24 protein-coding genes are annotated in these 25,700 nt (G+C 64.9%); 13 read left to right on the forward strand and 11 right to left on the reverse strand.

Annotated features, from left to right (window positions below; translation table 11 throughout):
• Window positions 1–19: 19 nt before the first annotated feature.
• A complete protein-coding gene (locus BFN03_RS11010; RefSeq protein ID WP_157109598.1) occupies window positions 20–496 on the reverse strand; it encodes a Mov34/MPN/PAD-1 family protein in 477 nt (158 codons plus the stop codon).
• 283 nt (window positions 497–779) lie between these two features.
• Between BFN03_RS11010 and BFN03_RS11015 the strand changes: the two genes are divergently transcribed.
• Entirely contained in the window at window positions 780–1,160 is a 381-nt protein-coding gene (locus BFN03_RS11015; protein ID WP_070379035.1) for a hypothetical protein, read from the forward strand.
• 100 nt (window positions 1,161–1,260) lie between these two features.
• Here the strand turns inward: BFN03_RS11015 and BFN03_RS11020 are convergent, their stop codons facing one another.
• From BFN03_RS11020 to clpS, 4 genes are read right to left on the reverse strand one after another with little or no spacing between them, the layout of a single operon-like run.
• Window positions 1,261–1,716: a hypothetical protein gene (locus BFN03_RS11020; protein ID WP_070379036.1), complete on the reverse strand. Its 456-nt coding sequence runs from the start codon at window positions 1,714–1,716 to the stop codon at window positions 1,261–1,263.
• Window positions 1,717–1,776: 60 nt separating this feature from the next.
• Entirely contained in the window at window positions 1,777–2,856 is a 1,080-nt protein-coding gene (locus tag BFN03_RS11025; RefSeq protein WP_070379037.1) for a P1 family peptidase, read from the reverse strand.
• Window positions 2,853–3,455 carry an oxidative stress transcriptional regulator AosR gene (gene aosR, locus BFN03_RS11030; protein ID WP_070379038.1) on the reverse strand — a complete coding sequence of 201 codons (603 nt, stop codon included), beginning with the start codon at window positions 3,453–3,455 and terminating at the stop codon, window positions 2,853–2,855. Before aosR ends, BFN03_RS11025 begins: the two co-directional genes overlap by 4 nt.
• Before the next feature lie 49 nt (window positions 3,456–3,504).
• The gene (gene clpS / locus BFN03_RS11035; RefSeq protein ID WP_070379039.1) at window positions 3,505–3,843 is read right to left on the reverse strand and encodes an ATP-dependent Clp protease adapter ClpS; all 339 of its coding nucleotides are present in this window, start codon (window positions 3,841–3,843) and stop codon (window positions 3,505–3,507) included.
• Between the two features lie 55 nt (window positions 3,844–3,898).
• Between clpS and BFN03_RS11040 the strand changes: the two genes are divergently transcribed.
• From BFN03_RS11040 to BFN03_RS11050, 3 genes are read left to right on the forward strand one after another with little or no spacing between them, the layout of a single operon-like run.
• Complete coding sequence (locus BFN03_RS11040) at window positions 3,899–5,221, forward strand: nicotinate phosphoribosyltransferase (RefSeq protein ID WP_070379040.1); 1,323 nt, start codon at window positions 3,899–3,901, stop codon at window positions 5,219–5,221.
• Complete coding sequence (locus tag BFN03_RS11045; RefSeq protein WP_070380830.1) at window positions 5,218–5,859, forward strand: isochorismatase family protein; 642 nt, start codon at window positions 5,218–5,220, stop codon at window positions 5,857–5,859. Before BFN03_RS11040 ends, BFN03_RS11045 begins: the two co-directional genes overlap by 4 nt.
• Before the next feature lie 9 nt (window positions 5,860–5,868).
• A complete protein-coding gene (locus BFN03_RS11050) occupies window positions 5,869–7,941 on the forward strand; it encodes an ATP-dependent DNA helicase (protein WP_070379041.1) in 2,073 nt (690 codons plus the stop codon).
• 35 nt (window positions 7,942–7,976) lie between these two features.
• Here the strand turns inward: BFN03_RS11050 and glgP are convergent, their stop codons facing one another.
• Entirely contained in the window at window positions 7,977–10,577 is a 2,601-nt protein-coding gene (gene glgP / locus BFN03_RS11055; protein WP_070380831.1) for an alpha-glucan family phosphorylase, read from the reverse strand.
• Window positions 10,578–10,735: 158 nt separating this feature from the next.
• Between glgP and BFN03_RS11060 the strand changes: the two genes are divergently transcribed.
• The 7 genes from BFN03_RS11060 (at window position 10,736) to BFN03_RS11090 (ending at window position 20,696) form a co-directional block, all read left to right on the forward strand.
• Window positions 10,736–12,754, forward strand: a complete 2,019-nt coding sequence (locus BFN03_RS11060) for a maltotransferase domain-containing protein (RefSeq protein WP_070380832.1) — start codon at window positions 10,736–10,738, stop codon at window positions 12,752–12,754.
• On the forward strand, window positions 12,755–14,953 hold the full coding sequence (gene glgB, locus BFN03_RS11065; RefSeq protein ID WP_070379042.1) for a 1,4-alpha-glucan branching protein GlgB: 2,199 nt from the start codon (window positions 12,755–12,757) through the stop codon (window positions 14,951–14,953). It abuts the gene before it with no gap.
• Window positions 14,954–14,969: 16 nt separating this feature from the next.
• Complete coding sequence (locus tag BFN03_RS11070; protein WP_070379043.1) at window positions 14,970–16,421, forward strand: neutral zinc metallopeptidase; 1,452 nt, start codon at window positions 14,970–14,972, stop codon at window positions 16,419–16,421.
• A gap of 122 nt (window positions 16,422–16,543) precedes the next feature.
• Complete coding sequence (locus BFN03_RS11075) at window positions 16,544–17,542, forward strand: 2-dehydro-3-deoxygalactonokinase (RefSeq protein WP_070379044.1); 999 nt, start codon at window positions 16,544–16,546, stop codon at window positions 17,540–17,542.
• A complete protein-coding gene (locus tag BFN03_RS11080) occupies window positions 17,539–18,171 on the forward strand; it encodes a 2-dehydro-3-deoxy-6-phosphogalactonate aldolase (RefSeq protein WP_070379045.1) in 633 nt (210 codons plus the stop codon). Before BFN03_RS11075 ends, BFN03_RS11080 begins: the two co-directional genes overlap by 4 nt.
• A gap of 57 nt (window positions 18,172–18,228) precedes the next feature.
• Complete coding sequence (gene dgoD, locus BFN03_RS11085) at window positions 18,229–19,377, forward strand: galactonate dehydratase (RefSeq protein WP_070379046.1); 1,149 nt, start codon at window positions 18,229–18,231, stop codon at window positions 19,375–19,377.
• A 5-nt stretch (window positions 19,378–19,382) separates the two neighbouring features.
• Window positions 19,383–20,696, forward strand: coding sequence for an MFS transporter (locus BFN03_RS11090; protein WP_070379047.1), 1,314 nt, complete (start codon window positions 19,383–19,385; stop codon window positions 20,694–20,696).
• A gap of 12 nt (window positions 20,697–20,708) precedes the next feature.
• Here BFN03_RS11090 and BFN03_RS11095 read toward each other — a convergent pair whose 3' ends face one another.
• Entirely contained in the window at window positions 20,709–21,623 is a 915-nt protein-coding gene (locus tag BFN03_RS11095; RefSeq protein ID WP_070380833.1) for a tetratricopeptide repeat protein, read from the reverse strand.
• A 142-nt stretch (window positions 21,624–21,765) separates the two neighbouring features.
• On the reverse strand, window positions 21,766–22,137 hold the full coding sequence (locus tag BFN03_RS11100) for a DUF3817 domain-containing protein (RefSeq protein WP_198163491.1): 372 nt from the start codon (window positions 22,135–22,137) through the stop codon (window positions 21,766–21,768).
• Window positions 22,138–22,287: 150 nt separating this feature from the next.
• On the opposite strand from BFN03_RS11100, the gene mce reads away from it, so the two are divergent.
• Both mce and BFN03_RS11110 read left to right on the forward strand, forming a co-directional pair.
• Entirely contained in the window at window positions 22,288–22,758 is a 471-nt protein-coding gene (gene mce, locus BFN03_RS11105) for a methylmalonyl-CoA epimerase (protein ID WP_070379049.1), read from the forward strand.
• Between the two features lie 80 nt (window positions 22,759–22,838).
• Window positions 22,839–23,885, forward strand: a complete 1,047-nt coding sequence (locus tag BFN03_RS11110; protein WP_070379050.1) for a hypothetical protein — start codon at window positions 22,839–22,841, stop codon at window positions 23,883–23,885.
• On the opposite strand, the gene BFN03_RS20185 is transcribed toward BFN03_RS11110, so the two are convergent.
• The 3 genes from BFN03_RS20185 to BFN03_RS11120 all read right to left on the reverse strand — a co-directional run bounded on the left by BFN03_RS20185 (window position 23,882) and on the right by BFN03_RS11120 (window position 25,579).
• Window positions 23,882–24,208, reverse strand: coding sequence for an ATP/GTP-binding protein (locus tag BFN03_RS20185; RefSeq protein WP_084385591.1), 327 nt, complete (start codon window positions 24,206–24,208; stop codon window positions 23,882–23,884). The genes BFN03_RS11110 and BFN03_RS20185 overlap by 4 nt on opposite strands.
• Window positions 24,209–24,224: 16 nt before the next feature.
• Window positions 24,225–24,899, reverse strand: coding sequence for an endonuclease NucS (gene nucS / locus BFN03_RS11115; RefSeq protein WP_070379051.1), 675 nt, complete (start codon window positions 24,897–24,899; stop codon window positions 24,225–24,227).
• Window positions 24,900–25,078: 179 nt separating this feature from the next.
• The gene (locus BFN03_RS11120) at window positions 25,079–25,579 is read right to left on the reverse strand and encodes a pentapeptide repeat-containing protein (RefSeq protein WP_232320228.1); all 501 of its coding nucleotides are present in this window, start codon (window positions 25,577–25,579) and stop codon (window positions 25,079–25,081) included.
• Between the last annotated feature and the right edge of the window lie 121 nt (window positions 25,580–25,700).

Here is a 25,700-nt window from a genome sequence, read left to right on the forward strand (position 1 = left end):
TCGCGTGGGACGGGAAACGTCACTTGTCAGGGACGTCCGCCACGGAGGTATGCGCGAACTTGTAGCTCTGAACCACGTCGACGGGTTCCTCGGTGACCACGCCCTCGACGATTCGGTAGCTACGCAATTCGTGGGCGCCGGGATCGCGGGTGGAGATCAGCACGTAGTGGGAGTCCGGCTCGGATGCGAGAGAGATGTCGGTGCGACTGGGATACGCCTCGGTGGCGGTGTGTGAGTGGTAGATCACAACCGGGACTTCATCGGCGTCATCCATCGCACGCCACACCCTCAGCTGCTCACCAGAGTCGAATCGGAAGAACGTCGGCGACCGCTCCGCGTTCAGCATCGGGATATGTCGTTCAGGTCGGTCGGAGCCATCAGGACCAGCGATGATTCCGCACGCCTCGTCAGGGTGGTCGGCGCGCGCGTGCGCGACCATCGCCTCGACAAGATCCGATCGGATCACCAACACCTTCTCCACCTCCGTGAACGCCATCCTAGGTGTACGCGATCCGGTCGGCCACCGCATACCCCATTCCCCATCGATGATGGCCCCCGTCTGGCCTCACAATTTCAGTAGGCTGGACTTCCGTAGCCCTGGACCAACCCTGACTGAACCATTTCGATGCGTCGCCCAAACCGATCGAGAAGAGTCCCGTGAGCCATTCTCTGGCTACGTGCGCACCCGACCCGGACAATCCACTCCATCATCACAAACGACGATTCCGGTTGGTATGTAAGACCTTTCGCGATCTGAAATCTCTGGTAACTTCGATGCGGTGCGAATCCTCAACACCGCCATCATCGCAACTTCAGCCATCGCAACAGCCACAGTGCTCGGCCCCACCGCCTATGCGGCATCGCCGCTGGGATTCACTGCCGCCCACACGATCCCATCCAATGCGGATGTGACCTTGTCCGCAGGAGATGAAATCCAGCCGGGCACGTACACCAGCGCCGGCGCAGCCACTGCAGGCACATTCTGCTTCTGGTCTGTCGTCGGCCCCGACGGCACCGTTCGAGAGGGCGGCCAGACCGACCAAACGAACGACCGGCAGACGGCGACGATCGAATCAACTGACACCTTCTTTCAGACGACAAACTGCGCCGCCTGGAATCCTTCCGGCCACAACCTCTTCGGCTCGTTGAGCATGAGCTGACCTGGTCAGCTAGCCACGATTGCGTCCCGAGAGCAACGAACCCACATCCACAAATGGGTGCGGGTTCGTTGCGTACTCAGCTATGTTTGCGCAGGGCTCCTCAGTGAGCAATCGCGGCGGGATCGGGTGACCTTCCAAGTTTGCGCTCGCGCGCTGCGGTCGCGAAAGCAACCTTCACGTCACGGTTCGAGAGCACCCCGAAAGTGGACGCCAGAAACAGATTCAGGATCAGCGTTGCCCATGCCTGCGTCGTGAAGGCCGAATATATTGCGCCGTAACTGAGAGCGCCGAGCACCATCAACATCAGTCGGGCCCACCGAACGCGCTGTGGCAGAACCCATGCCGCGGGAATCGCGAGAGCGGATTGCACCACCATCCCCACGACTATCACCAGCGCGAGGGTTCCGGTACTCGTCGCCGCCGTGACCGCCGCGCTGACGAGGGCGATAGCCGAGGCGATGAACCACACCCAACGGGTGTATGCGATATAGCGCCGGACCCGATCTTCGTCCACGACATGTTCGTCGCCGGAAACGGTCCTCTGAAAAATGCTCATCCCTGCCCCCCTATGTGTGCCGCGACCTCTCTGGTCGGCGAGCGGAAAGCAGTGTATCGGTCAGGAACGATCCGGCTCGAATGCGGACGGGAAGAGGTCACGGTAGCTGGGGATTCCCGCCACCGAGGTCGCCGAGAGGATGGCATCGACGATCGCCCTCTCAACGACGGAGGACGCAGCGGTGGTTACCGCCGTCAGGACCGGCAGGTCTGGCGCGAACGCATCTGGAACGCCTGCCGGGGCCTCGATATCGCGAGTCCCCGTGGCGAGAGCGAAAATCGTATCCCCGTCGAGAGGTGTGTGCGCAGGACGAATCGCGTGGGCCAGGCCGTCATGTCCGGCGACCGCGACCCGACGACACGAGGACTTGTTCAGCGGAGCATCCGTGGCGATCACGCCGATCGTCGTATTGAGCACAGTCGATTTCGCCGCCAACTCGTTGGCTGCCGCCAATTCTCCCCGTTCCGGTCGGCGCAATCCGAATGACGACGCCTTCGCATCGCCGACCCCCCACGGCAGTCCCGTTGACGGATCGAAGACAGATCCCGTCGGGTTCGCCACCATCAGCGCCGCGACGGTCACCCCGCGTGCGGGGCCGTCTTCGATTACGACACTCGCCGTGCCGATGCCCCCCTTCAAGGCCCCCGCACGCGCACCGACCCCCGCTCCCACCGAACCCGAACGCAACTGCGACGACGCGGAGTCGGCAGCGCGGTAACCGAATTCGGCGGTAGGACGCCGGCCCCAGTCCCCGACCGGAAGGTCGTATATCACCGCACCGGGAACGATCGGAACCACCTGATCCGGCGCTCCCATCGGGATTCCGTGACCACGCTCCTCGAGCCACCGCATCACGCCGTCCGCAGCACCGAGGCCATAGGCGCTGCCTCCGGTCAGCAGGATGGCATGGACCTTCCGAACACTGTGGCTGGGATCGAGCAGGTCGGTCTCGCGAGTACCCGGTCCTCCCCCACGAACGTCGACTGCACCGGTGACCCCGTGCGGCGCCAAGACGACCGTGCACCCGGTCGCGGCCCCGCTTCCGAGGGTGGCGTCTTCGTCAAGTTCGTGATGGTGCCCGACGCGCAGGCCTGCAACGTCGACAAGGGAGTCGGTGCGGCCCGGCACCGTGGCCGTCACGGCGCGAGCACCTGAACGAGTGAATCCTGTATCCAGGTCAGCCAGTGGTAGATGTCCAATTGGGCCGCCCGGGGATCCGAGGGGTCCAGCTGGTCAGGGGTGTCGGCGTCTATTCCCAGGTTGGTACCGAGCGCCAACCGCACGTCGTTGATTCCGCTGAGCCAGGCGTCCGCCTGCTCCGGCGTCAGGAGAACCTTGCCCCCGTTCTCGGGGATGGTGTGCAAGATGACGGCTCCCGCCGCCAGTTTCGCGTCGATGATCTCCGGTTCGTGCAATCCGCGCAGAGCCCCGTTGATGTCGGCCCGCGACTCTGCCTGGGTGCCGTCCCCCGATTCGCCCGCATCCCCCGACTCCCCGACATCGGTCCGATGGAAGTCGGGCAGGAGTCGGGCGAGAACCTCGTCCTCCGGGGCCGTCGTATTCCCGGTGCGCATTCCGGTCAGAGCCGCGAGTTCGTCCTCCGGCGCGGATGCCGCCCGCTCCTCGAGGAGACCCACGACGGAGGCGACCAGCGAACGCAGCACCGTGGCCTCGTGCGGGTCCACCTCCGAACGCAACTTCACGCCACCGAGCGAGTTCTTGCGGGTCCACATTCGCACGTCAGGTACCGAGTTCCTTACTGTCGTTCCTTACTGTCCGAACGGAAGGTTAGTCGCCGTCACGCTGCATCGTGGCCCACAGGCCCGCGGCGTGCAGTTTGCGTACATCGTTTTCGACTTTGTCGCGAGAACCACTCGACACCACGGCCTTCCCCTCGGAATGCACCTGCATCATCAGTTCCGTCGCCCTGGCCTTGCTGTATCCGAAGAGCTTCTGGAATATGTAGGTCACATAGTGCATCAGATTCACTGGGTCGTCCCACACCACGGTGACCCAGGGCCTGTCATCGACTACGCCGACTTTTTCAACCTCCGACTCCGCAGGCGTGACCTGCGGAGAGGCTGGCATTGCGCCCACCGGCGGTGCTGTCGTCGAGCAATAAGCCATGACCCCAGGGTACGACGTGCAGCGTCTGAACGACACCGGGGCTTAGAGTAACCGAGTGTCCACAGACAGCACCGCACTGTTCACCGACCAGTACGAGTTGACGATGCTGTCGGCGGCCCTGGCTGACGGCTCGGCGCATCGGCGCTGCAGCTTCGAAGTATTCGCGCGACGTTTGCCCGACGGCCGCCGGTACGGAGTGGTTGCCGGCGCGTCGCGATTGGTGTCCGCGCTGTCGAACTTCTGCTTCGGCGATCCAGAGATCGAAGTCGTCTCACGCTTCCTCGACGACGCGACGGTCGCTTGGCTGCGCGAATTTCGGTTCACGGGTGACATCGACGGCTACCGCGAGGGTGACTTCTACTTCCCCGGTTCCCCCATCCTCTCCGTTCGGGGAACGTTCGCCGAGTGCATCCTGCTCGAGACACTGAGCCTGTCGATCCTCAACCATGACAGTGCAATCGCGTCGGCAGCCGCGCGGATGGTCAGCGCCGCCGACGGACGCCCGATAATAGAGATGGGCTCTCGGCGCACCCACGAAGAGTCTGCGGTAGCGGCGTCCCGAGCCGCATTCATCGCCGGTTTCGCGGCAACGTCCAACCTCGAAGCGGTCCGCAGGCACGGAATTCCGGGGGCGGGCACCGCGGCCCATGCGTTCACCTTGCTGCACACGACCGAGGACCGACGAAACGAGGCGGCGGCGTTCCGGGGCCAGGTTGCGGCGCTCGGCGTGGGAACGACGCTCCTCGTCGACACCTACGACATCACCGACGGCGTGAACAGCGCCGTGGAGGTGGCGGGGCCCGAGCTCGGTGCGGTCCGGATCGACTCGGGCGATCTCGGTGTCCACGCCCGGCAGGTTCGACGCCAGCTCGACGACCTCGGTGCGACGGGAACGAAGATCGTCGTCTCCGGCGACCTCGACGAGTACTCGATTGCCGGGTTGCGCTCCGAACCGGTCGACGTCTACGGCGTCGGGACATCGGTTGTAGTCGGGTCCGGCGCCCCCACCGCCGGAATGGTCTACAAACTCGTCGAGGTCGATGGCATCCCCGTCGAGAAGCGAAGCAGCAACAAGGCTTCGCGAGGCGGTGCCAAGCGGGCCGTACGGTTCTCCCGCGGCACCGGAACCCTCGTGGAAGAGGTCGTGTACTCGGCCCACGCCGACCCCCCGGACCCGGAAGGTTTCCAGTCGCGGGAGTTACTCGTTCCGCTGGTTCGAGACGGGGTGGCGACGCCGCACACGACTACCCTGGAAGACAGCCGGTCCCTCCTGGCTGAGGGCCTCGTAAGCCTGCCTTGGGAGGGATTGAAGCTGTCTCACGGAGAACCGGCGATTCCTGTACGGTTCACCGATCCCGACTCATGGAGGGTTCGATGACGGATTTCGAGAGCGTGGAGTCCGGGAGTCACTCTCGTGCATTGGTGGTGGTCGACGTCCAGAACGATTTCTGTGAAGGCGGATCCCTCGCCGTCGAGGGCGGTTCCGCAGTCGCCGCCGCGATCAGTCGATTCCTTGCGTCGAACGAGTACGACGCCGTCGCAGCCACGATGGATCACCATATCGACCCCGGCGATCACTTCTCCGACGAGCCGAACTATGTCGACAGTTGGCCGGAGCACTGCAGGTCGGGAACACCGGGCGCCGCGTTCCACCCCGGCCTCGACACGAACCGCATCGAATCGGTCTTCTCCAAGGGCGAGTTCTCCGCGGCGTACTCCGGCTTCGAGGGCAAGAACTCCGACGGCCAGAGCCTGGAGGAATGGCTCCGTATGGCGAAGATCAGCGACATCGACGTGGTCGGGATCGCCACCGACCACTGTGTGGCCGCGACGGCCCTGGACGCGGCGGGCGCGGGGTTCGGGACGCGGGTCCTTCTCCCACTCACCGTCGGAGTGTCCCCCAAGACGGTGGAGGACGCGTTCACCAGGATGCGAGCAGCGGGCGTTGCGCTTCAAGGACGCGACACCGACACCCCTTCGGACCGCGTGACGATTTCTGACGTAGGCCCCGAGTAACCTGCTCGGGTGCCGGAAAACCTCCCCAACGTCCCCGAACTGTTGCGCACGGCGGTGCGGTCGCTGGGCGGTGCCGAACGACCGCAGCAACTCACGATGGCGTCGGCTGTCGCGCATTCGATCGACACCGGCGAACATCTAGCGGTGCAGGCCGGCACTGGCACCGGAAAGTCCCTCGCCTACCTGGTGCCGAGCCTGCGGCACGCCGTCGAGTCGGGGAAGACGGTCATCGTCTCGACGGCCACCATCGCATTGCAGCGTCAGTTGATCGACCGCGATATGCCGCGGCTCGCGGAGGCGCTCGAGGACTCACTGGGTAGGAGGCCGCACTTCGCGATCTTGAAGGGTCGCAACAACTATCTCTGCATGAACAAGGTTCACGCCGGTTTGGCAGAAGAGCCGCCCGCAGACGAACTGTTCGATGCGTTCGCGGTCTCCCGGCTCGGCCGCGAGGTACAGCGCCTCACCGAGTGGTCCTCGGACACGGAATCCGGGGACCGCGACGACCTCGTGCCCGGAGTCAGCGACAGGGCGTGGCGTCAGGTCAGCGTCACTGCCCGGGAGTGCCTGGGCAAGTCCCGCTGCCCGGTCGGCGAGGACTGCTTCGCCGAGCGCGCCCGGACGGAGGCTTCGCAGGTCGATGTCGTGGTTACCAACCACGCACTGCTCGCCATCGACGCCATCACGGGGGCGACGATCCTTCCCCAACACGACGTCGTCGTCATCGATGAGGCGCACGAGCTGGTCGACCGAGTCACCAACGTCGCGACCGCGGAATTGGCCGCATCGACGATCAGCGCCGCCGCACGGCGCTGCGCGAAACTCGTGGAGGAACAGGATGTGGACCGCCTCGAGGCAGCCGCGGAAGGCTGGGCCAGCCTACTCGAGGCGTTGCCGCCGCAGCGATGGGAGGTATTGCCGCACGGAGCCGCCCCCGCGCTCGCTGCTGTGCGCGATGCTGCATGGTCGCTGCGTATGGCCATCGGTCCGTCCCGACCCGGCATGGCACTGAGCGATCCTGAGGCTGCAGCGGCACGCAACACCGCACTCGCCGCGGTCGAGGAAGTCCACGACAGTGCCGTGCGCGTTCTCAGTGCTTTCGACGAGCCGGATCCGGCCAAGCGTCACGATGTCGTGTGGCTGTCGGCCGACGAGAACCGTGGATCGGTCCGTCGGGTCGTTCGGATGGCGCCCCTGTCGGTGGGCGGATTGCTGCGGTCGCGACTGTTCGCGGAATCGACCGTGGTTCTGACCTCCGCAACGCTGACGGTCGGCGGTGCCTTCGACGGCTTGGCGGTCAACTGGGGGCTTCCCGCCGAGTCCTCTGCTATCGATCCACCCGAAGCCCCCGCCGAGGCCCGCGCCGTGATGGCCACCGGGTACGAAGCTCCGTCGGACGCCGGCACCGTCAAATGGAACGCGCTGGACGTCGGGTCCCCCTTCGACCACGCCCGCGCCGGAATCATCTACATCGCGAAGCACCTTCCCCCACCGGGTCGCGACGGTCTGGCCCCCGCTTACCTCGACGAGATCGCCGAACTCGTCGAGGCGGCAGGCGGGCGCACCCTCGGGTTGTTCTCGTCGATGCGGGCCGCCAAGGCGGCGTCCGAGGCGATGCGAGATCGCCTCGACACCCCGATCCTGTGCCAGGGCGACGATTCGACCGGCACCCTGGTGCGGACCTTCGCCGCCGACGAGTCGACGTCCCTGTTCGGAACACTCTCACTGTGGCAGGGTGTCGATGTGCCGGGCGCGTCCCTGAGCCTGGTGATCCTCGATCGAATTCCGTTCCCCCGCCCCGACGACCCACTGCTTGCTGCCAGGCAGAAGGCGGTCGACTCGCGCGGCGGCAACGGGTTCCTTTCCGTCGCAGCCAATCACGCCGCGCTATTGCTCGCGCAGGGGGTGGGGCGTCTACTGCGCAGCGCCGACGACAAGGGTGTGGTCGCCGTCCTCGATCCACGACTCGCGACAGCCCGCTACGCGGGCTATCTGCGCGCCTCTCTGCCCCCGTTCTGGGAGACGTCCGATCCACAGGTGGTGCGCAAGGCACTCGGGCGGATCCGCGACTCACGACCCTGAGAGCCCGCAACGCCGTTCGCCACGACTGCGCGCGATCAGAACGTCGGCGCCACGACCAGACCCAGTTCCGAAGGGTCGACGAGAAGCGGGTGCCGTGGAAGCACCCGCACGGTGTACCCGACCGAACCGGACAGTGGGAGAGCCGTATCGGCGACGAACAGTTCTCCCGATTCGTCCGATCCGGCGTGCGCCATGTCCACGGTGACGACGTCGGTGAGTTCGTCGTTCTCGTCGACCCGGCCGAGCACGGCCTGCACGGTGACATCGGAAAGTGTCAGATCGCCGAGCCCGATTCGGGCACGAAGCACCAAGGTCGCCCCGATCACTGGAGTATCGGGCAAACCCGCACCGTCGACCTGCAGCACGGAGATTGACGGCCACCCGGCTTCGACGCGCCGACGGAACTCCGCCAGCTCGCGGGCACCTGCGAAATCGTCGGCCACCACCGCGCGAGACGATTCGGCGGCGGGCGCGTAGTACTGAACGGCGTAGTCCCGCACCATCCGCGACGCGAGTACTTTCGGGCCGAGGTTCTGCAGCGTGCGTCGCACCATCTCGACCCAGCGAACGGGCAGGCCGTCGTCGTTGAAGTCGTAGAACCGGGGCAGAACGGACCGTTCGAGCAGTTCATACAGGGCGCTCGCCTCGAGGTCGTCGCGGCGAGTCTCGTCGGCCACACCGTCGGCGGTCGGGATGGCCCAGCCGTTCTCACCATCGAACATCTCGTCCCACCACCCGTCGCGAATCGACAGGTTGAGACCGCCGTTGAGAGCGGACTTCATGCCCGACGTGCCGCACGCCTCTAGCGGGCGCAGCGGATTGTTGAGCCACACATCGCAGCCCCAGTACAGGTACCGGGCCATCGACATGTCGTAATCCGGGAGGAAGACGATCCGGTGCCGGACATCCGCGTCGTCGGCAAAACGAACGATCTGCTGGATCAGTGCCTTGCCGCCGTCGTCGGCGGGGTGACTCTTACCGGCCACCACAAGTTGCATCGGACGATCCTCGTCGAGCAGCAGTGCCCGCAGCCGCTCCGGGTCGCGCAGCATCAGCGTGAGGCGCTTGTACGTGGGAACCCGGCGTGCGAATCCGACGGTCAGGATCCGAGGGTCGAACACCTCGTCCGTCCAGCTCAGCTCTGCGGCGGTCGCGCCGCGCTCGATCCACGACGCCCGCACACGCCGGCGCACCTCTGCCACCAACTTGGCGCGCAGCGCGTTGCGGGTAGACCACAGTTCTTGCGCGGAGAGGTCCTGCAGGCGCTCCCATCCGCGGGCTTCCTCGATCAGTTGTGGGCCGACGACTCGGGTGGCGAGGTCGATCCATTCCGGTGCAGCCCACGTGGGCGCATGCACACCGTTGGTCACCGATCCGATCGGAACCTCATCGGCATCGAATCCCGCCCACAGCGGCTGAAACATGGCCCGGCTGACACTCCCGTGCAGCTTGGACACGCCGTTTGCGCGCTGACCGAGCCGCAGGCCCATGCTTGCCATGTTGAACACTGACGGATCCGACTCGCGGCCGAGGGCGAGGATCCGGTCCGTCGTCAGCCCCGGAAGAAGCGAAGAGTCGTTCTGCCCGTTGTCACCGCCGAAATGGTGTCGCACGAGATCGATCGGAAAACGGTCTATTCCGGCGGGAACGGGGGTGTGCGTGGTGAAGACCGTACCGGCGCGGACCACGGCCAGAGCTTCGTCGAACTCGAGTCCCTCCGCAGTCACCAGTTCCCGGATCCGCTCGATGCCGAGGAAACCGGCGTGTCCCTCGTTCGTGTGGAACACAGCGGGATCGGGCAGCCCGTGGGTGTGTGTGTAGGCCCGTACGGCGCGGACACCACCGATACCTGCGAGGATCTCCTGCTTGATCCTGTGATCCTGGTCGCCGCCGTAGAGGCGATCGGTGACGCCCCTCAGCTCGGCGTCGTTCTCGGCGATGTCGGAGTCGAGCAGCAGAAGCGGGATGCGCCCCACGTGGGCGATCCACACCTGGGCGCGCAGCACCCGGTTACCCGGTAGTGCGACATGGATCAGAACAGGCGCACCGCCGGTCGAGTCCGGCCCGGATTCGGTGAGTAGGCGCAGCGGCAGCCCCTGCGGATCGTACGGGGGATAATGTTCGACCTGCCAGCCGTCCGCCGACAGCGACTGCCGAAAGTAGCCCGAGCGGTAGAGCAGACCGACACCGATCAGAGGCAGCCCCAGATCCGAGGCTGCCTTCAGATGGTCTCCGGCGAGAATTCCCAGACCGCCGGAGTAGTTGGGCAAAACCTCACTGACCCCGAATTCCATTGAGAAATAGGCGATCCCACCGCCCAACGAGACTCCCCTGCGTTGCTGGTTCTGGTACCAGCGCGGCCGGGTGAGGTAGTCGTCGAGATCAGCGGCCGCGGCGTCGAGATGGGCGAGGAAGCGCTTGTCGCCGGCCAGCTCGTCCAGCCTGGACGGCTCGACCTCTCCCAGCATTCTGACCGGATCGAACTCCACCTGCCCCCACAGGTCCTCATCGAGCAGTGAGAACAACTCCCGAGTGGGCGCATGCCACGACCATCGCAGATTGGTGGACAGCGGACCCAGTGCCGCCAGCCGTTCCGGAAGATGGGCTCGCACGGTGAATCGACGCAAGGCTTTCACCTCGCGAACGATAACGCAGAATGCGCGTCGCTGCGATTGGTCCACCGGTCGCCGCGCGATCTGGCGATACCGACAGGAAGCCAGGCACTCGATTACGGTTGAACCGGCGGCCCGTGCAGGAGCTGCCGGCAACTTCCGGCGATGGAACGGAGCCCAGCGTGACAGGTCGACTCGGCATCGACGACGTGGAACCCCACATCGGAAATGGACGATTTCCCGCAAAGGCGGTTGTCGGCGAAGTTTTTCCGGTTCGGGCCACGGTATGGCGTGAAGGTCACGACGCCGTGGCCGCCACTCTTGCAGTCAGCGCCCCGCGCGATGCTCGATCCGGTGCTTCGGCCACGTTCCGCGTTCCCATGGTGGAAGGACCGCTTCCCGACACCGTCGACGGCTCCTTCACCCCGACCACCGAAGGCCTCTGGACATTCCGCATCGAGGCCTGGAGCGACCCGGTCACCACCTGGAGGCATGCCGTAGAGGCCAAGCTAGGTGTCGGCCAGAGCGCGGCCGAACTGTCCAACGACCTCGAGATCGGGGCGCGCCTGTTCGAAAGGGCCGCGACGGGCGTCCCCCAGGCGAACCGGTCGCTGCTCGTCGGCGTGGCGGCGTCGCTACGATCCGATCGCCATCTGACCGAACGGGTCGCCCCGGCCTTCGGCTCGGACGTCACCGAACTGTTGCGGGCGCACCCGTTGCGTGACCTCGTCACGAAGAGTGAACCCCACAGCGTGCTGGTCGACCGCGCCCGCGCGCTGTTCGGTTCCTGGTACGAGTTCTTCCCGCGGTCAACCGGTGGCTGGGACGAGAATGGCAATCCGAGACACGGCACTCTCGCCACCGCCGCCGCCGCACTCCCGCGGATAGCGTCGATGGGTTTCGACGTCGTGTATTTGCCGCCGATCCATCCGATCGGAAAGATCAACCGCAAGGGCCCCAACAACACTCTGACGCCCGGGCCCGACGACGTCGGTTCGCCTTGGGGCATCGGCTCGGACGAGGGAGGACACGACGCAATCCATCCCGACCTGGGAACCATGCAGGATTTCACCGCTTTCGTCGACGCCGCCCGGAAGCTGAACCTGGAGGTGGCCATCGATCTGGCGCTCCAGTGCGCCCCGGACCACCCCTGGGCGCGCGAGCACCCCGAGTGGTTCACCGTCCTTCCGGACGGCACCATCGCATATGCGGAGAACCCGCCGAAAAAGTACCAGGACATCTATCCGGTCAACTTCGACGAAGACCGGGACGGAATCTACGCCGAGGTTCTGCGTGTCGTGCGGCACTGGGTGGCGGCGGGGGTGAAGATCTTCCGGGTCGACAACCCGCACACCAAGCCGCCGGATTTCTGGGAGTGGCTCATCGCCGAGGTCAAGGCGTCGGATCCGGACGTGTTGTTCCTGTCGGAAGCCTTCACCCGTCCCGCACGGTTGTACGGGCTCGCCCGGCGGGGGTTCACCCAGTCCTACACGTACTTCACCTGGCGAGTCGCCAAGTGGGAGCTCACCGAGTTCGGCAACGAGATCGCAGCCAAGGCCGACGAGGCGCGCCCCAACCTCTTCGTCAACACCCCGGACATTTTGCACGAAAGCCTTCAGACGGGAGGCCCAGGAATGTTCGCGCTGCGAGCCGCATTGGCCGCGACACTGTCGCCTACCTGGGGCGTGTATTCGGGATACGAACTCTACGAACACCTTCCAGTCCGGCCAGGCAGTGAGGAGTACCTCGACTCCGAGAAATACCAGTTGCGTCCCCGAGATTTCGAGGGTGCCGCCGCCCGCGGAGAATCGCTCGAACCGTGGATCACCGCGCTCAACCGCATCCGACGTCAACACCCGTCCCTGCAGCAGTTGCGCAACATCCACTTCCATCATCTGGACAACGACGCGTTGATCGCCTACTCCAAGTTCGACGCCACCACCGGCGATGCGGTATTGACGGTGATCAACCTCAATCCGTTCGGCCCCGAGCAGGGAAACCTGTGGCTGGACATGCCGGCACTGGGACGGGACTGGCAAGACCACCTCACCGTTCTCGATGAGGTCTCTGGCGAGCAATATCATTGGGGGCAGACAAATTTCGTGCGCCTCGAACCCTGGCGAGCGGTGGCCCACATCCTCGCACTTCCGCCTGTTCCCTATCCCGCCAGAGTGCAGCTGGCTTACCGCGGAGGTAGATAAGTGACCGTCGACCCGCCCGCCGCACTCGCTCCCGACGCCGCCGACCTCAATCTGCTGGCCGCGGGAGTTCACTACGATCCGCATTCGATCCTGGGTGCACACCCAGGTCCGGGCGGCACGGTGATCCGCGCCCTGCGCCCTCACGCCGAGTCCGTCGAAGTCGTTATTCGGGGAACCACCTTCTCGATGGAGCACATTGCACACGGCGTGTGGGGAACTGTCGTGCCCGAGGAGAATCCGGCGGACTATCGACTGTCAACGACTTGGCCGGACGGTCACAACGAAGTTTCGGCGGACGGATACCGATTCCTGCCGACCCTCGGCGAGCTCGACCTGCATCTGTTCGGTGAAGGCAGGCACGAACGACTGTGGGAGATCCTCGGCGCACACCTCCGGAACTATGAGACTCCCGATGGAACTGTCTCCGGAACCTCCTTCGCCGTCTGGGCTCCCGCAGCGCGCGGCGTGAGTGTGATCGGCGACTTCGATGCGTGGGGCGGACAGCGGTTCCCGATGCGTGCACTCGGCTCGAGCGGTGTCTGGGAATTGTTCATCCCCGGCATCGGGGTGGGAGCGGTGTACAAGTTCCAGGTCCACGGCCCGGACGGCAGCGTGTGCGACAAGGCCGATCCGATGGCGTTCGCAACCGAGGTGCCGCCCGCCACCGCATCGCGGGTGTCGGCCAGTACCTACCAGTGGCAGGACGACTCGTGGCTCGAGCAGCGCGCGGCCACCGAGCCTTCGCAATCCCCCATGAGCGTCTACGAGGTCCATCTCGGATCGTGGCGCCCCGGCCTGAACTACCGAGAACTGGCCGAACAACTCGCCGCTCACGTCTCCGGGTCGGGATTCACCCATGTCGAGCTGCTTCCCGTCGCCGAGCATCCGTTCGGTGGATCGTGGGGGTACCAGGTCACCTCGTACTACGCGCCAACCTCGCGATTCGGTTCCCCCGACGATTTCCGGTGGTTCGTCGACCATCTGCACGCGGCCGGGATCGGAGTGATCGTCGACTGGGTGCCCGCCCATTTCCCCAAAGACGACTGGGCACTCGCCCGTTTCGACGGCACCCCGCTGTACGAGCACAGCGACCCGCAGCGGGGCGAGCAACTCGACTGGGGAACCTACATATTCGATTTCGGCCGCCGGGAAGTACGCAACTTCCTTGTGGCCAACGCCCTGTTCTGGATCGACGAGTTCCACGTCGACGGTCTGCGCGTCGATGCGGTCGCCTCGATGCTGTATCTCGACTACTCCCGACCGGATGGCGGTTGGACCCCCAACATCCACGGCGGGCGGGAGAATCTCGAGGCGGTGGCGTTCCTCCAGGAGATGAATGCCACCGTGCACAAACAGCACCGCGGGGTGGTCACCATCGCCGAGGAGTCGACGGCCTGGCCAGGGGTCACCCGCGACACCATCGTCGGCGGTCTCGGGTTCAGCATGAAGTGGAACATGGGGTGGATGCACGACACTCTCGGCTACCTCGCCCACGACCCTGTCCACCGCAGCTACCACCATCACGAGATCACGTTCTCGCTGATGTACGCGTGGAGCGAGAACTACCTGTTGCCCATCAGCCATGACGAGGTGGTTCACGGCAAGGGCACGCTGTGGACGCGGATGCCCGGAAACGACTACACGAAGGCGGCAGGAGTCCGCTCCCTGTTGGCGTACATGTGGTCGCACCCCGGCAAGCAACTTCTGTTCATGGGTCAGGAATTCGGACAGATCAGAGAGTGGTCCGAGGAGCGCGGACTCGATTGGAATCAACTGGACGACCCCCATAGCGGGGCCCTCCATCGTGGGCTGCTCCGACTGGTCGGTGACCTCAACGCCACCTACCTCGAGCACCCGGCCCTGTGGACCCTCGACACGTCGCCGGGCGGGTATTCCTGGATCGACGCCAACGACACCGCGAACAACGTATTGAGTTTCCTGCGCTACGGCACGGACGGGTCTATCGTGGCGTGCCTGTTCAATTTCTCGGGTTCCCCGCACTCGAATTACCGTGTGGGCCTGCCGGAACCCGGCAGATGGCGTGAGATCCTCAATACCGACGCGGAGATCTATGCCGGGTCTGGTTGGGGAAATCTCGGTGCGGTGACGGCAACGTCGCAGTCGTGGCACGGTCGCCCCGCTTCGGCAGAAGTGGCGCTGCCCGCCAACGGCGCGATCTGGATGAGTCTGGAGCGCTGATGAGGGGGCGGGGGTTATGACCAGATGCCGGCTGCGAACTGCGGGTGTGGGCGTTCTCGCTTCGGCCGCGGTCGCCGTTTCGGGGTGCACCCTGTCGATCGACGGCGAGGCTAGGTCCACCTATGACGACCCGTACAAGGTAGCGGGGTTGGATGTCACTTCGGGGCCCAGTGGCGCCCGGAAGGGGGTGCCCGACGCCGACCTTCCCGTTACCGGCACCGACGGCGGCGAGATCGACCGCATAGTCGCGAATGCGGTCAGCGACATCGAAGACTATTGGCGTACCGAGTTTCCCGCGCTGTTCGGGCGCGACTTCGAACCGATCACGGAACTTATCTCATGGGATCCCCGCGACTCCGACGGCCCACGCTTCTGCGGGGACAGCACCGAGGACGTCGTCAATGCCGGCTATTGCAGCCTCGACCACACGATCGGCTGGGACCGGGCGCTACTTGTGCCGGAGGTCGCCGAGAAGTTCGGCACCGTGGCAGCCGTCTCGGTGTTGGCACACGAGTACGGGCACGCTGTACAGACGAAAGCCGGTATCGCCGACGCTGACACCACCGGCGGCATCGTGCGGGAACAGCAGGCCGACTGTTTCGCGGGCGCCTTCATGCGGCACATTGCGGAAGGCAAGTCGCCGCATTTCACGCTCAACACCTCGGATGGCCTGAACAAAGTGCTGGCGGCGGCGGTGGCTATCGGAGACACCGATCCCAACGATCCGGAAAACGTACACGGCTCGCCGTTCGAACGCGTCACCGCCACGCAGATCGGGTTCACAGACGGGCCGCCGTCGTGCATTCGTATCGACGAGAGCGAGATCGACGCACGCCGCGCGGATCTACCGCAGCGATTCACCGACGCATACGACGACGGCGAACTTGCCGTCACCGAGGAGTCGATCGAGGCCTTCTTCACCTCGTTCCAACGGATCTTCGATCTGAGCGAGCAGCCCGAACTCGACCTAGGCGGCGCCGACCTCGGCTGCGAGGATGCGGTCGTTACCGAACCGGTGTCGTACTGCCCTGCCACCAACACGATCGGGGTCAGTGTCGACCAACTCGCTCAGCGCGGCGCGCAACCCTACCCGAGTAGAACTGAACTCTTCCAGGCCACCCGCACCGGCGACTACAACGCATACCTCCTGCTCGCTTCCCGGTACACCCTCGCGTTGCAAAGAGATCGCGGCGACGACCTTCGCTCACCACAGACCGCTCTGCGGGCCGCCTGCCTGTCCGGCGTCATTACCGCCGCGCTCAGCCCGGACAACCCCGCCACACCGGACGGCGGCGGGGTGTGGCTTTCCCCTGGCGACCTCGACGAAGCCGTCTCGGGACTACTTACCGACGGCTTGGCAGCCAGCGACGTCGACGGCAGGACCGTACCAAGCGGGTTCTCCCGCATCGATGCATTCCGAACTGGAGTTCTCGGTAACGAGCAGAGCTGCGAGAGCCGCTACCGCTAACCCTCAGTCACCATCCTCGACCATCAGGCATATGGTGCCGTACACGTGCTGAATCCCGCATAGTGAGAATCTATTCGTCAAGCTGGAATTTCTTGCCGATAGTGGATTGGGTGGCTCAGCAAATGCCCGGCACATCGCCGCCGCGTCTGATCGCCCTCGACTGGGGGACGTCGTCGCTGCGCGCGTGGCTCCTCGGCGACGACGGCCGCATACTGGCCGTCCGCCGACGGGAATTCGGGGTACTCGGCGTCACCGGCGACGACCCCGGATCACCGGCCCGCGACTACGAGATCGCATTCGACCTGGCGTGCGGGAATTGGCTCGATGCCAATCCTGATCTCCCTGCCATCGCCTGCGGCATGGTCGGCAGCGCTCAAGGCTGGCGCGAAGCCTGCTATCTCACAATCCCCACCGATCTCGACATCGGCGCGGCGGACCTGACCGTAGTGCCCCACTCGCGCGGAGTAGTACACCTCGTACCCGGTCTTCGGGTTGCTTCCGCCACCGGCCGTGCGGTGGCAGGCGACGTCATGCGTGGTGAAGAGACGCAGATCATCGGGGTACTGGGCCTGCTGCCCCCGACCGAGCACCCCGTGACCATCGTCCTGCCGGGAACCCACAGCAAGTGGACACGAGTCGAAGACCACAAGATCGCCTCGTTCGTCACGTCGATGACGGGAGAGGTCTACGGCCTGATGATGAAACACAGCATCCTCGGTCGCACGGCGGCCGCTGGAATCCGCGACGACGCCGCGTTCGAACGAGGACTCGCTGCGGGAGGATCGCTCCCGTCTCATGGATTGCTCGCAGAACTGTTCGGGGCACGGGTTCTCGTGCTCGACGGGCTACTCGATCCAGCCTCGGTCCCCGACTACGTCTCTGGAGTGATCATCGGCGACGAAATCCGGCATCTGTTGCCGGAATATGCCCCCGACAACCGAATCCTGTTGTGCGGAAACACCGATCTCTGCAGACGCTATGCCCAGGGCCTGCGCCCTCACGGTGTGGTCACCGAGACCGTCGCCGAGGAAGCTGCGGCAGCCGGGTTGTGGCATGTTGCCGTCACCGCGGGACTGGTCCGGCCGACACCAGGCGCGATCCCCGGGAAGGGGACGCCATGAGCGCCCGCTCGACTGCAACACCAACCGGGTTGATCGCGATCTTGCGCGGGATCACCCCCGAGGAGATTGTCGCGGTCGGTTCCGCTCTCGTCGATGCGGGATTCACCGCAATAGAAGTCCCGCTGAACTCTCCCGAACCGTTCGAATCGATCGAACGGCTGGCAAAGTCCCTGGGTGACGTATGCGTCGTCGGCGCAGGGACCGTACTCAGTGTCGACGACGTGGCCCGGGCCGAAGAAGCCGGCTCGAAGATCATCGTGTCTCCCAACACCGATAGCGATGTCATCGGCGCTGCCGTCGCTCGGAACCTTCACCCCTATCCGGGTGCGGCCACACCTACCGAAGCGTTTCGCGCCGTCGCTGCGGGTGCGCGCAGCATCAAGCTCTTCCCTGCCGGGTCCATCGGGACGGCGGGGATGAACGCGTGGCAGGCCGTCCTGCCCGTCGACGTCGAACTCCTTCCCGTCGGCGGCGTCGACCGAACCAATCTGGCCGCCTGGGCCGCCGCAGGCGCGAGAGGCGCAGGCCTCGGATCGTGCTTGTACCGACCCGGGGACAGTGCCGACACAGTCCACGCTCGCGCCGTCGACCTCATCACTATCTGGTCGGCTTCGGCCGAATCCGCCTGAAACGACCCCGCACACCACCACCGGGGCCACCGGCCTCGCCCCGCTACCGGAGGACCGATGAAGATCAAGTCACTGACCACTTTCGCCGTGCCACCGAGATGGCTGTTCCTACGGATCGAGACGGACGACGGTGTGGTCGGCTGGGGTGAGCCGGTCCTCGAAGGCCGAGCAGCTTCGGTCGCCGCCGCTGTCGAGGAACTGTCCGACTATCTGATCGGCCAGGACCCGACCCAGATCGAAGACCTGTGGACGATCATGTACCGCTCCGGTTTCTATCGTGGCGGGGGCATCCATATGAGCGCCCTGGCCGGGATAGACCAGGCGTTGTGGGACATCAAAGGCAAGGCCCTCGGCCTACCGGCATACGAGCTTCTCGGAGGACGCGTCCGGGACCGGATCAAGGTGTATTCCTGGATCGGCGGCGACCGTCCCTCCGAGACCGCGAAAGCCGCGCGCGAGGTGGTCGACCGCGGCTTCACCGCAGTCAAGATGAACGGCACCGAAGAACTGCAGTACCTCGACTCCTGGGAGAAGGTCGACCGGTGCCTGGCCAACGTCGCAGCGGTACGCGATGCGGTCGGCCCGAACATCGGCATCGGCGTCGACTTCCACGGCCGAGTGCACAAGCCGATGGCCAAGGTGCTACTGCGTGAACTCGAGCCGTTCCGGCTGATGTTCGTGGAGGAGCCGGTGCTCTCCGAGCACGTCGACGGTTTCATCGACCTGCTGCGACAGTCGCCGATCCCGATTGCACTCGGCGAAAGATTGTATTCGCGTTGGGATTTCAAAACGGTCCTTGCATCCGGAGCAGTCGACGTCATACAGCCCGACCCGTCTCATTGTGGCGGCATCACCGAATCCCGGAAGATCGCGAGCATGGCCGAGGCCTATGACGTGGCCCTCGCGCTGCACTGCCCCCTCGGGCCGATCGCCCTGGCGAGTTGCCTACAGATCGACGCCGGCTGCTACAACGCCACAATCCAGGAACAGAGCCTGGGCATTCACTACAACACCTCGAACGATCTGCTCGACTACCTCGTCGACCCCTCCGTATTCACCTACGCGGACGGCCAGGTCCGAATCCCGACCGGACCCGGACTCGGCATCGAGGTCAACGAAGAGTACGTGGTCGAGCGGGCGGCCGAGGGACACCGCTGGCGCAACCCGGTCTGGCGGCACAGCGACGGATCCTTCGCGGAGTGGTGAGGGCGATGACGCAGACCCAGACGAGCTATCGCTCCAGCCCGGTTGCCGCGCAGGCATCGAAGGCGCGTGCCCTGATCGCGGTGATGTTGTTCGTTACCGTCGTCATCAACTACATGGACCGGGCCAATCTTTCTATCGCATTGCCCGCGATCAGCGACGAAATGGCTCTCTCCACGGCCCAGCAGGGGCTGCTGCTGTCCGCTTTCGGCTGGACGTATGCAGCGCTGCAGATTCCTGGGGGATGGCTCGTCGACCGCATACCCCCGCGAGTGCTCTACCCCGCGTGCCTCATCCTGTGGTCGGTCGCGACCGCCTTCATGGGGATCCTGGGCGGTTTCGTGGCGCTCATCGCGCTGCGACTCCTGGTCGGCGTGTTCGAGGCCCCCGCCTACCCCATCAACAACCGCGTTGCGACTACCTGGTATCCCGAGCGTGAACGTGCGACGGTGATCGGCTTCTACACTTCAGGGCAGTTCATCGGTCTGGCCCTACTGACTCCGTTCCTGGCCTGGCTGCAGTCCGTGCTGTCATGGCACTGGGTGTTCATCGTGACCGGCGCGATCGGCATCGTTTGGGGCGTCATCTGGTACGTCGTCTACCGTGAACCGACCGACTCGCGGGCGAACGAGGCCGAAATCGAACTGATCCGCGACGGCGGCGGGCTCGTGGATCTCGAGCACAAGCAGCAACCCCAACGTCCCGCCGTGACCCGCAGCGACGTCGCCACCGTTCTCGGCCGCCGCAAGCTGTGGGGGATCTACCTGGGACAGTTCTGCCTCACGTCGACCCTGTGGTTCTTCCTTACCTGGTTCCCGACGTACCTCGTCGACTACCGGGGAATGGACTACATCGAATCCGGATTCCTGGTCTCTCTACCGTTCGTCGCGGCACTGATCGGCGTGCTGTTCTCCGGAGCATTCTCCGATTTCCTGCTCCGGAACGGGGTATCTCTGGGTGCCGCTCGCAAGGGACCGATCATCGTGGGGCTCTTGCTCACCGTCACAATGCTCGGCGCCAACTTCACCGACTCGACCGCTCTGGTGATCGTGTTCCTGTCCATCGCGTTCTTCGGCAACGGGCTCGCCTCGATCACGTGGTCGCTGGTGTCCGCACTCGCGCCGGAGCGATTGCTCGGGCTCACCGGTGGAATGTTCAACTTCATCGGCAACCTGTCGTCGATCGCCACGCCCATCGTCATCGGCCTGCTGGTCAGCGACAAGAGCTTCGCGCCCGGATTCGTCTACATGACCGTGGTGACCGCGCTCGGGATCGCCGCGTACATCTTCCTCGTCGGACGAGTGGAGCGCGTGCAGGGCTGATCCGGTGTGGCCTCAGTACAGCGCCGCAGCCAGCTTCCGGCGTGCTGTCATGACAACGGGTTCGGCAGGGTCGAACAGTTCGAACAGTTCCAGCAGATGAGTCCGCGCTCGGGTCTTGTCGTCCCCTGCGCTGCGGGCGACGAATGCTATGAGACGGGCGAATGCCGCATCGGGAGCCTGTGAGTAGACCTCGACGTCGGCTGCACGAAGTTGCGCCTCGAGATCGTCCGGGGCGGCGTCTGCGGCGGACACGGCATCGGGATCGACTGACTGCACCCGGGCCAGGAAGCGCACCTGGCGGATCGCACCCAACGCCTGCGCATTGGCGGGTTCCTCGTCGAGGATCTTCTGGAACTCGGCTTCCGCGGCGGCCAGGTCACCTCCGTCAAGCGCGGCCTCCGCGGCGACGAAGCGTGGGTCTTCGGGCTCCGGTTCGTCCGTCTCGCCCGCACCGGCAGGCGGACCGGACAGCTTTCCAGCGACAGCCTGCGCGATCGCGGCAAGCCACTGACGCAACTGCGGCTCTGGCTGCACGCCCTGGAAGTCGGCGAGAGGTTGTCCGGCGGCGATCGCGACCACCGTCGGAACGGACTGAACGCCGAATGCCTGTGCAATTCGAGGGTTGGCATCGACGTCCACCTTCGCGAGCACCCATGTGCCGCCCGCCTCGAGTGCCAACTTCTCGAGCAGTGGCGAGAGTTGCTTGCACGGCTCGCACCAGGTGGCCCAGAGATCGACGATGACGGGGACCTGCTGAGAGCGAACGAGGACCTCTGCCTCGAATGTGGCTTCGGTGACATCGACGACTGGCTGCAGCCCCGTGCCATTAGCGGCCGCCGGTGCGCCGCCATCACCGGTCGGTGGCGTCGACGGCGGCGGGGCTGCCGCGCGCTCCTTGAGTGCGGAGAGGTCGACGGCCCCGGACATGGCTGCGGCCATTGCAGAGGATCGCGTTGAGGGACGAGAACCTGGTCGAGTCACGTTCACCAGTTTGTCACGATTCGCGCACGCACCGGAATGCGGGCCGGGCAATCGGGGCGAAACGTGCGGGTCGGCCTCGGTACCGGGCTCAGGCGAGTGCGGCTTCGGCCTCCGAGGCACTCGGCGCGGAGAGCTCCGCCATCTGGCCGTTGCGTACGGCCCAGACCTCGAAGACGACCGTGCCGAAGGGCGGGATACTCGCGAAGAGTGCCCAGAAGCTGGTGAGCGGGGTCCAGCTCAGTTTGCGGGCGGTCCACAACGCGATCAGCACGTACACAATGAACACACCACCATGGATGGGTCCGAAGATCTTCACACCGATCTCGTTGCTCTCGGCAGGGAGGTATTTGAAGGCCATGCCGACGAGAAGGCCCAGCCAGGTGATTGCCTCCGCAATCGCGACAAATCGGAAGCGCTTGGCCGTGGTACCGAGATCGAGAGGGTTCGCCATGGCAGTTATTGTGCCCGACCATCGAACACAGTCCGCAGTAGAGTGCTAGATACCACACGATCCGATCGGCTGTGGACTCGTCCGCGTGCAGTACGGTCCGCTGCGCCGAAGTCACATCCCGATGAGAACTACTGAGACGACAACGATAGCGTCGGAAACATGACCCAGTCCTCCCCGGCTCACATCCCGTCACCCCTGTCTTCGGACCTGGTGGTCGCCATCGACCACGTGGGCATCGCGGTCCCCGACCTCGATGTCGCCATCTCGTGGTACACCGAGCACCTCGGCATGGTGCCCGTACACGAGGAGGTGAACGAGGACCAGGGCGTGCGCGAGGCGATGCTCAGGGTTGCCGGCTCGTCCGATGACAGCACGTTGGTGCAACTGCTCGCACCGCTCGATGAGAACTCGACCATCGCCAAGTTCATCGACCGTCGTGGTCCCGGACTGCAGCAATTCGCGTACCGCGTCACGGACATCGACGCCCTCTCCGCTCAGCTTCGCGATCGCGGCGTCCGGCTGCTGTATGACGCTCCCCGCCGCGGGACCGCCAACTCGAAGATCAACTTCATCCACCCGAAGGACGCCGGCGGCGTTCTCATCGAACTTGTCGAGCCGACCGCCCATTGACAGGCTGCGTGGTCAGCTCGCTGTAGGCCTCAACGTAGGCACGGAGACACGCTCCACTTTTGCCAGGTAGATTTGCATCCATGTCAAACGAGCTGGACCGTGATGCGATCTCTCTTCCCTTCTCCATAGTGCGTAAGGGGTTCGACCGGGACGAGGTGCGCAACTACTTCGAGCGATTCGACGCAGAACTCCGCGTCACTGCGGCCGATCGCGATGCGGCATCGGCTCAGGCGCGAGATCTCGCCAAACAGCTCGAGGATTCGCGCGACGAGATCGACGAACTCCGCAAGGACGTCGATCGCCTGTCCGTCCCCCCGACCACCGCCGAGGGAATGAGTGACCGCATTTCGCGGATGCTCCGCCTTGCGTCGGACGAAGCTTCCGAGGTGCGCGCGAAGGCTGAAGCCGAGGCTGCCGAGACGGTCTCTGTCGCAGAGCAGGAAGCCGCACAACTCCGCGGCCACTACGAGTCACTTATCGCGGAGCTAGAGGATCGCCGACGCGCTCTCGAGGTTCAGCATGAGCAGACGATGACGAAAGCTCGCACGGAGGCTGCGAGAATCGTCGCCGCTGCTCAATCCGAACGTGATCGCCTGAACGCCGAGGCCGAACTGCGCCGGTCGCAAGTACAGGACGACTTCGATCGCACGATGGCCGACCGACGGCAGAAGGCGGTCGCCGAAGCCAACGAACTCGAGAGAACCAGCAAGGCCGACGCGCATCGACGCGTCACTGAAGCGACGCGCGAAGCGGAGCGCAGGCTGCAGGTAGCCACCGACCAGTCGGAGCGCAAGATCACCCATGCGAAGGAACTCACGGAGGAGCTTCGCGTACTTCGTGGTCGGATCCTGGCTCAGCTCCTTGGCATTCGAGGTCAACTCGAGTCCGTTCCCGCCATGTTGGCCTCCGTGAACCGGGAAAGCGAACTCCTCGATGCACCGAACGAGGACGTGCCGCACTCCTCGACGAGCGAGCAATCGGGCAACGGCTCCAAGCCGGCAGCGGGGCCCGATTCGGATAGCACTCAGGGCCAGAACTCTGAGAACGACTCCGCCGCGGACGCCGCGAGCCCATCCCCGGACGAGAAGAGCTCAGGAGAGCAGCAGAGCGTCCCCACAGGACACTAGGACCACCTGCGCGTCAGCCCCCGGGTGCCGCGTCCTGACCAGCACCCAGTGTGCCAGTGCCTGCGGTCTTCGCCATTGCCGTATTCCGCGGGCCAGGCGACGAGGTGGGCCACACCCGGCCGGATCTCGTGGTCACACCCGGGGCACCGGTACGACTTGGTCGCTCGCGCCCCAGGAATGCTGCGCACCATGTAGCTCTGGTCTCGGGCACCCGCCGGACCGGGTTCCTGCCGCATCAACGCACCGCCGAACAGTGAGCCCTCGGAGTTCTTCGGGGGCTCACTGCGGCGCGAGTTCTTCCGCTGCGGTTTACGACGGGGCACGAATCCAGCCTATTACTCAGAAGAGCCGGAACTCGGCACTGTCGGTACCGCGCAGCGACTCGTAGTCGAGCACCAGGCACCGAATCCCCCGGTCGGTAGCAAGAGTCCGAGCCTGCGGCTTGATCTGCTGGGCCGCGAAGACGCCGGTGACCGGCGCCAGCAGCGGATCCCGGTTGAGCAGTTCAAGATAGCGCGTGAGCTGCTCCACGCCGTCGATGTCGCCTCGCCGCTTGATCTCGACGGCCACAGATTCCCCGTCGGCATTTCGGCACAGCAGATCCACGGGTCCGATCGCAGTCATGTACTCCCGGCGTACAAGCGTGTAACCGGCGCCGAGGGTTTCGACATGCTCGGCAAGCAACTCTTGCAGGTGGGCCTCGACACCATCTTTGACAAGGCCCGGATCTACGCCGAGTTCGTGGCTCGAGTCATGCTCGATCTCGTCGATAGTGATCCGCAGTTCCTCGCCGGCCTTGTTGGTGACGAGCCACAGAGCGCTGCCATCTTCCGTCGAATCTTCGACCAGCCAGCAGGGCGGGCTCATCCAGTTCAGCGGCTTGTAGGCGCGGTCGTCGGCATGAATGCTGACGGACCCGTCTGCCTTGATCAGTAGTAGTCGACGAGCAAATGGCAAGTGGGCCGTCAAACGACCTACGTAGTCGACTCGGCATCGAGCAATCACTAGGCGCACCTGGTCACCCTAAGGGATCACACTGACACGTCTCGAATGACAACGGGCAGGCCGCGGGAGAACCATGATACCGTCACTGTCTCGCCAGAACGCCGACAGGGAACATTCGGCCCGGACGTCCGGGACGAGGATGCGGCCGATCGGTTGCAAGACATCAAGGCGGACTTCGACATCGATCGTCAGTGGGCCGAGGTGCCGTCCGGCATGGTGGCCTCGGTCAGATCGGCACCGTCTAGAACAGCGGTCACGATGTTCGCCCCGGTCAGGTTCGCTTTCCCCAGGTAGGCGCTGATCAGGATGGCGCCGCTCAAGTCGGCGTCACCGAGATATGCGCCGGTCATGTACGCGCCAGAGAGGTCCGCTCCCGTGAGATCCGCGTGCCCGAGGAAGGTCGACGTCAGATACGCCATCGTCAGGTCAGCATCCCGTAGACCGGCCCGCGTGAGATACGCGCCGGTGAAATTGGCGTCATGAGCGATCACGCCGGTGAGATCGGCTCTTGTCAGGTCGGCGCCGACGAGATCGGCCGAGGCCAGATTGGCACCCGCGAGGCTGGCATCGGTGAGGTCCGCTCCCGACAGGTCGGCACCGGTCAGGTCGACGTCCGCCAAGTTCGCGCCCGCCAAGTTCGCCCCTGCCAGACCGACGTCGACGAGGCTGACATTCTTCGAGTCACCCACCGAATGAAGGGAATTCCAAGCGGCAAGATCAGAGCGGAGCAGGTCGAGAGGCTGTGCGTGTGTTGGCGATGTCATCGAACCCCCGAGTAGAGCGAACACTGGTGGCTGCCACCAAGCCGGT

The sequence above is a fragment of the Rhodococcus sp. WMMA185 genome (genome assembly GCF_001767395.1).
GTDB lineage: Bacteria > Actinomycetota > Actinomycetes > Mycobacteriales > Mycobacteriaceae > Rhodococcus_F.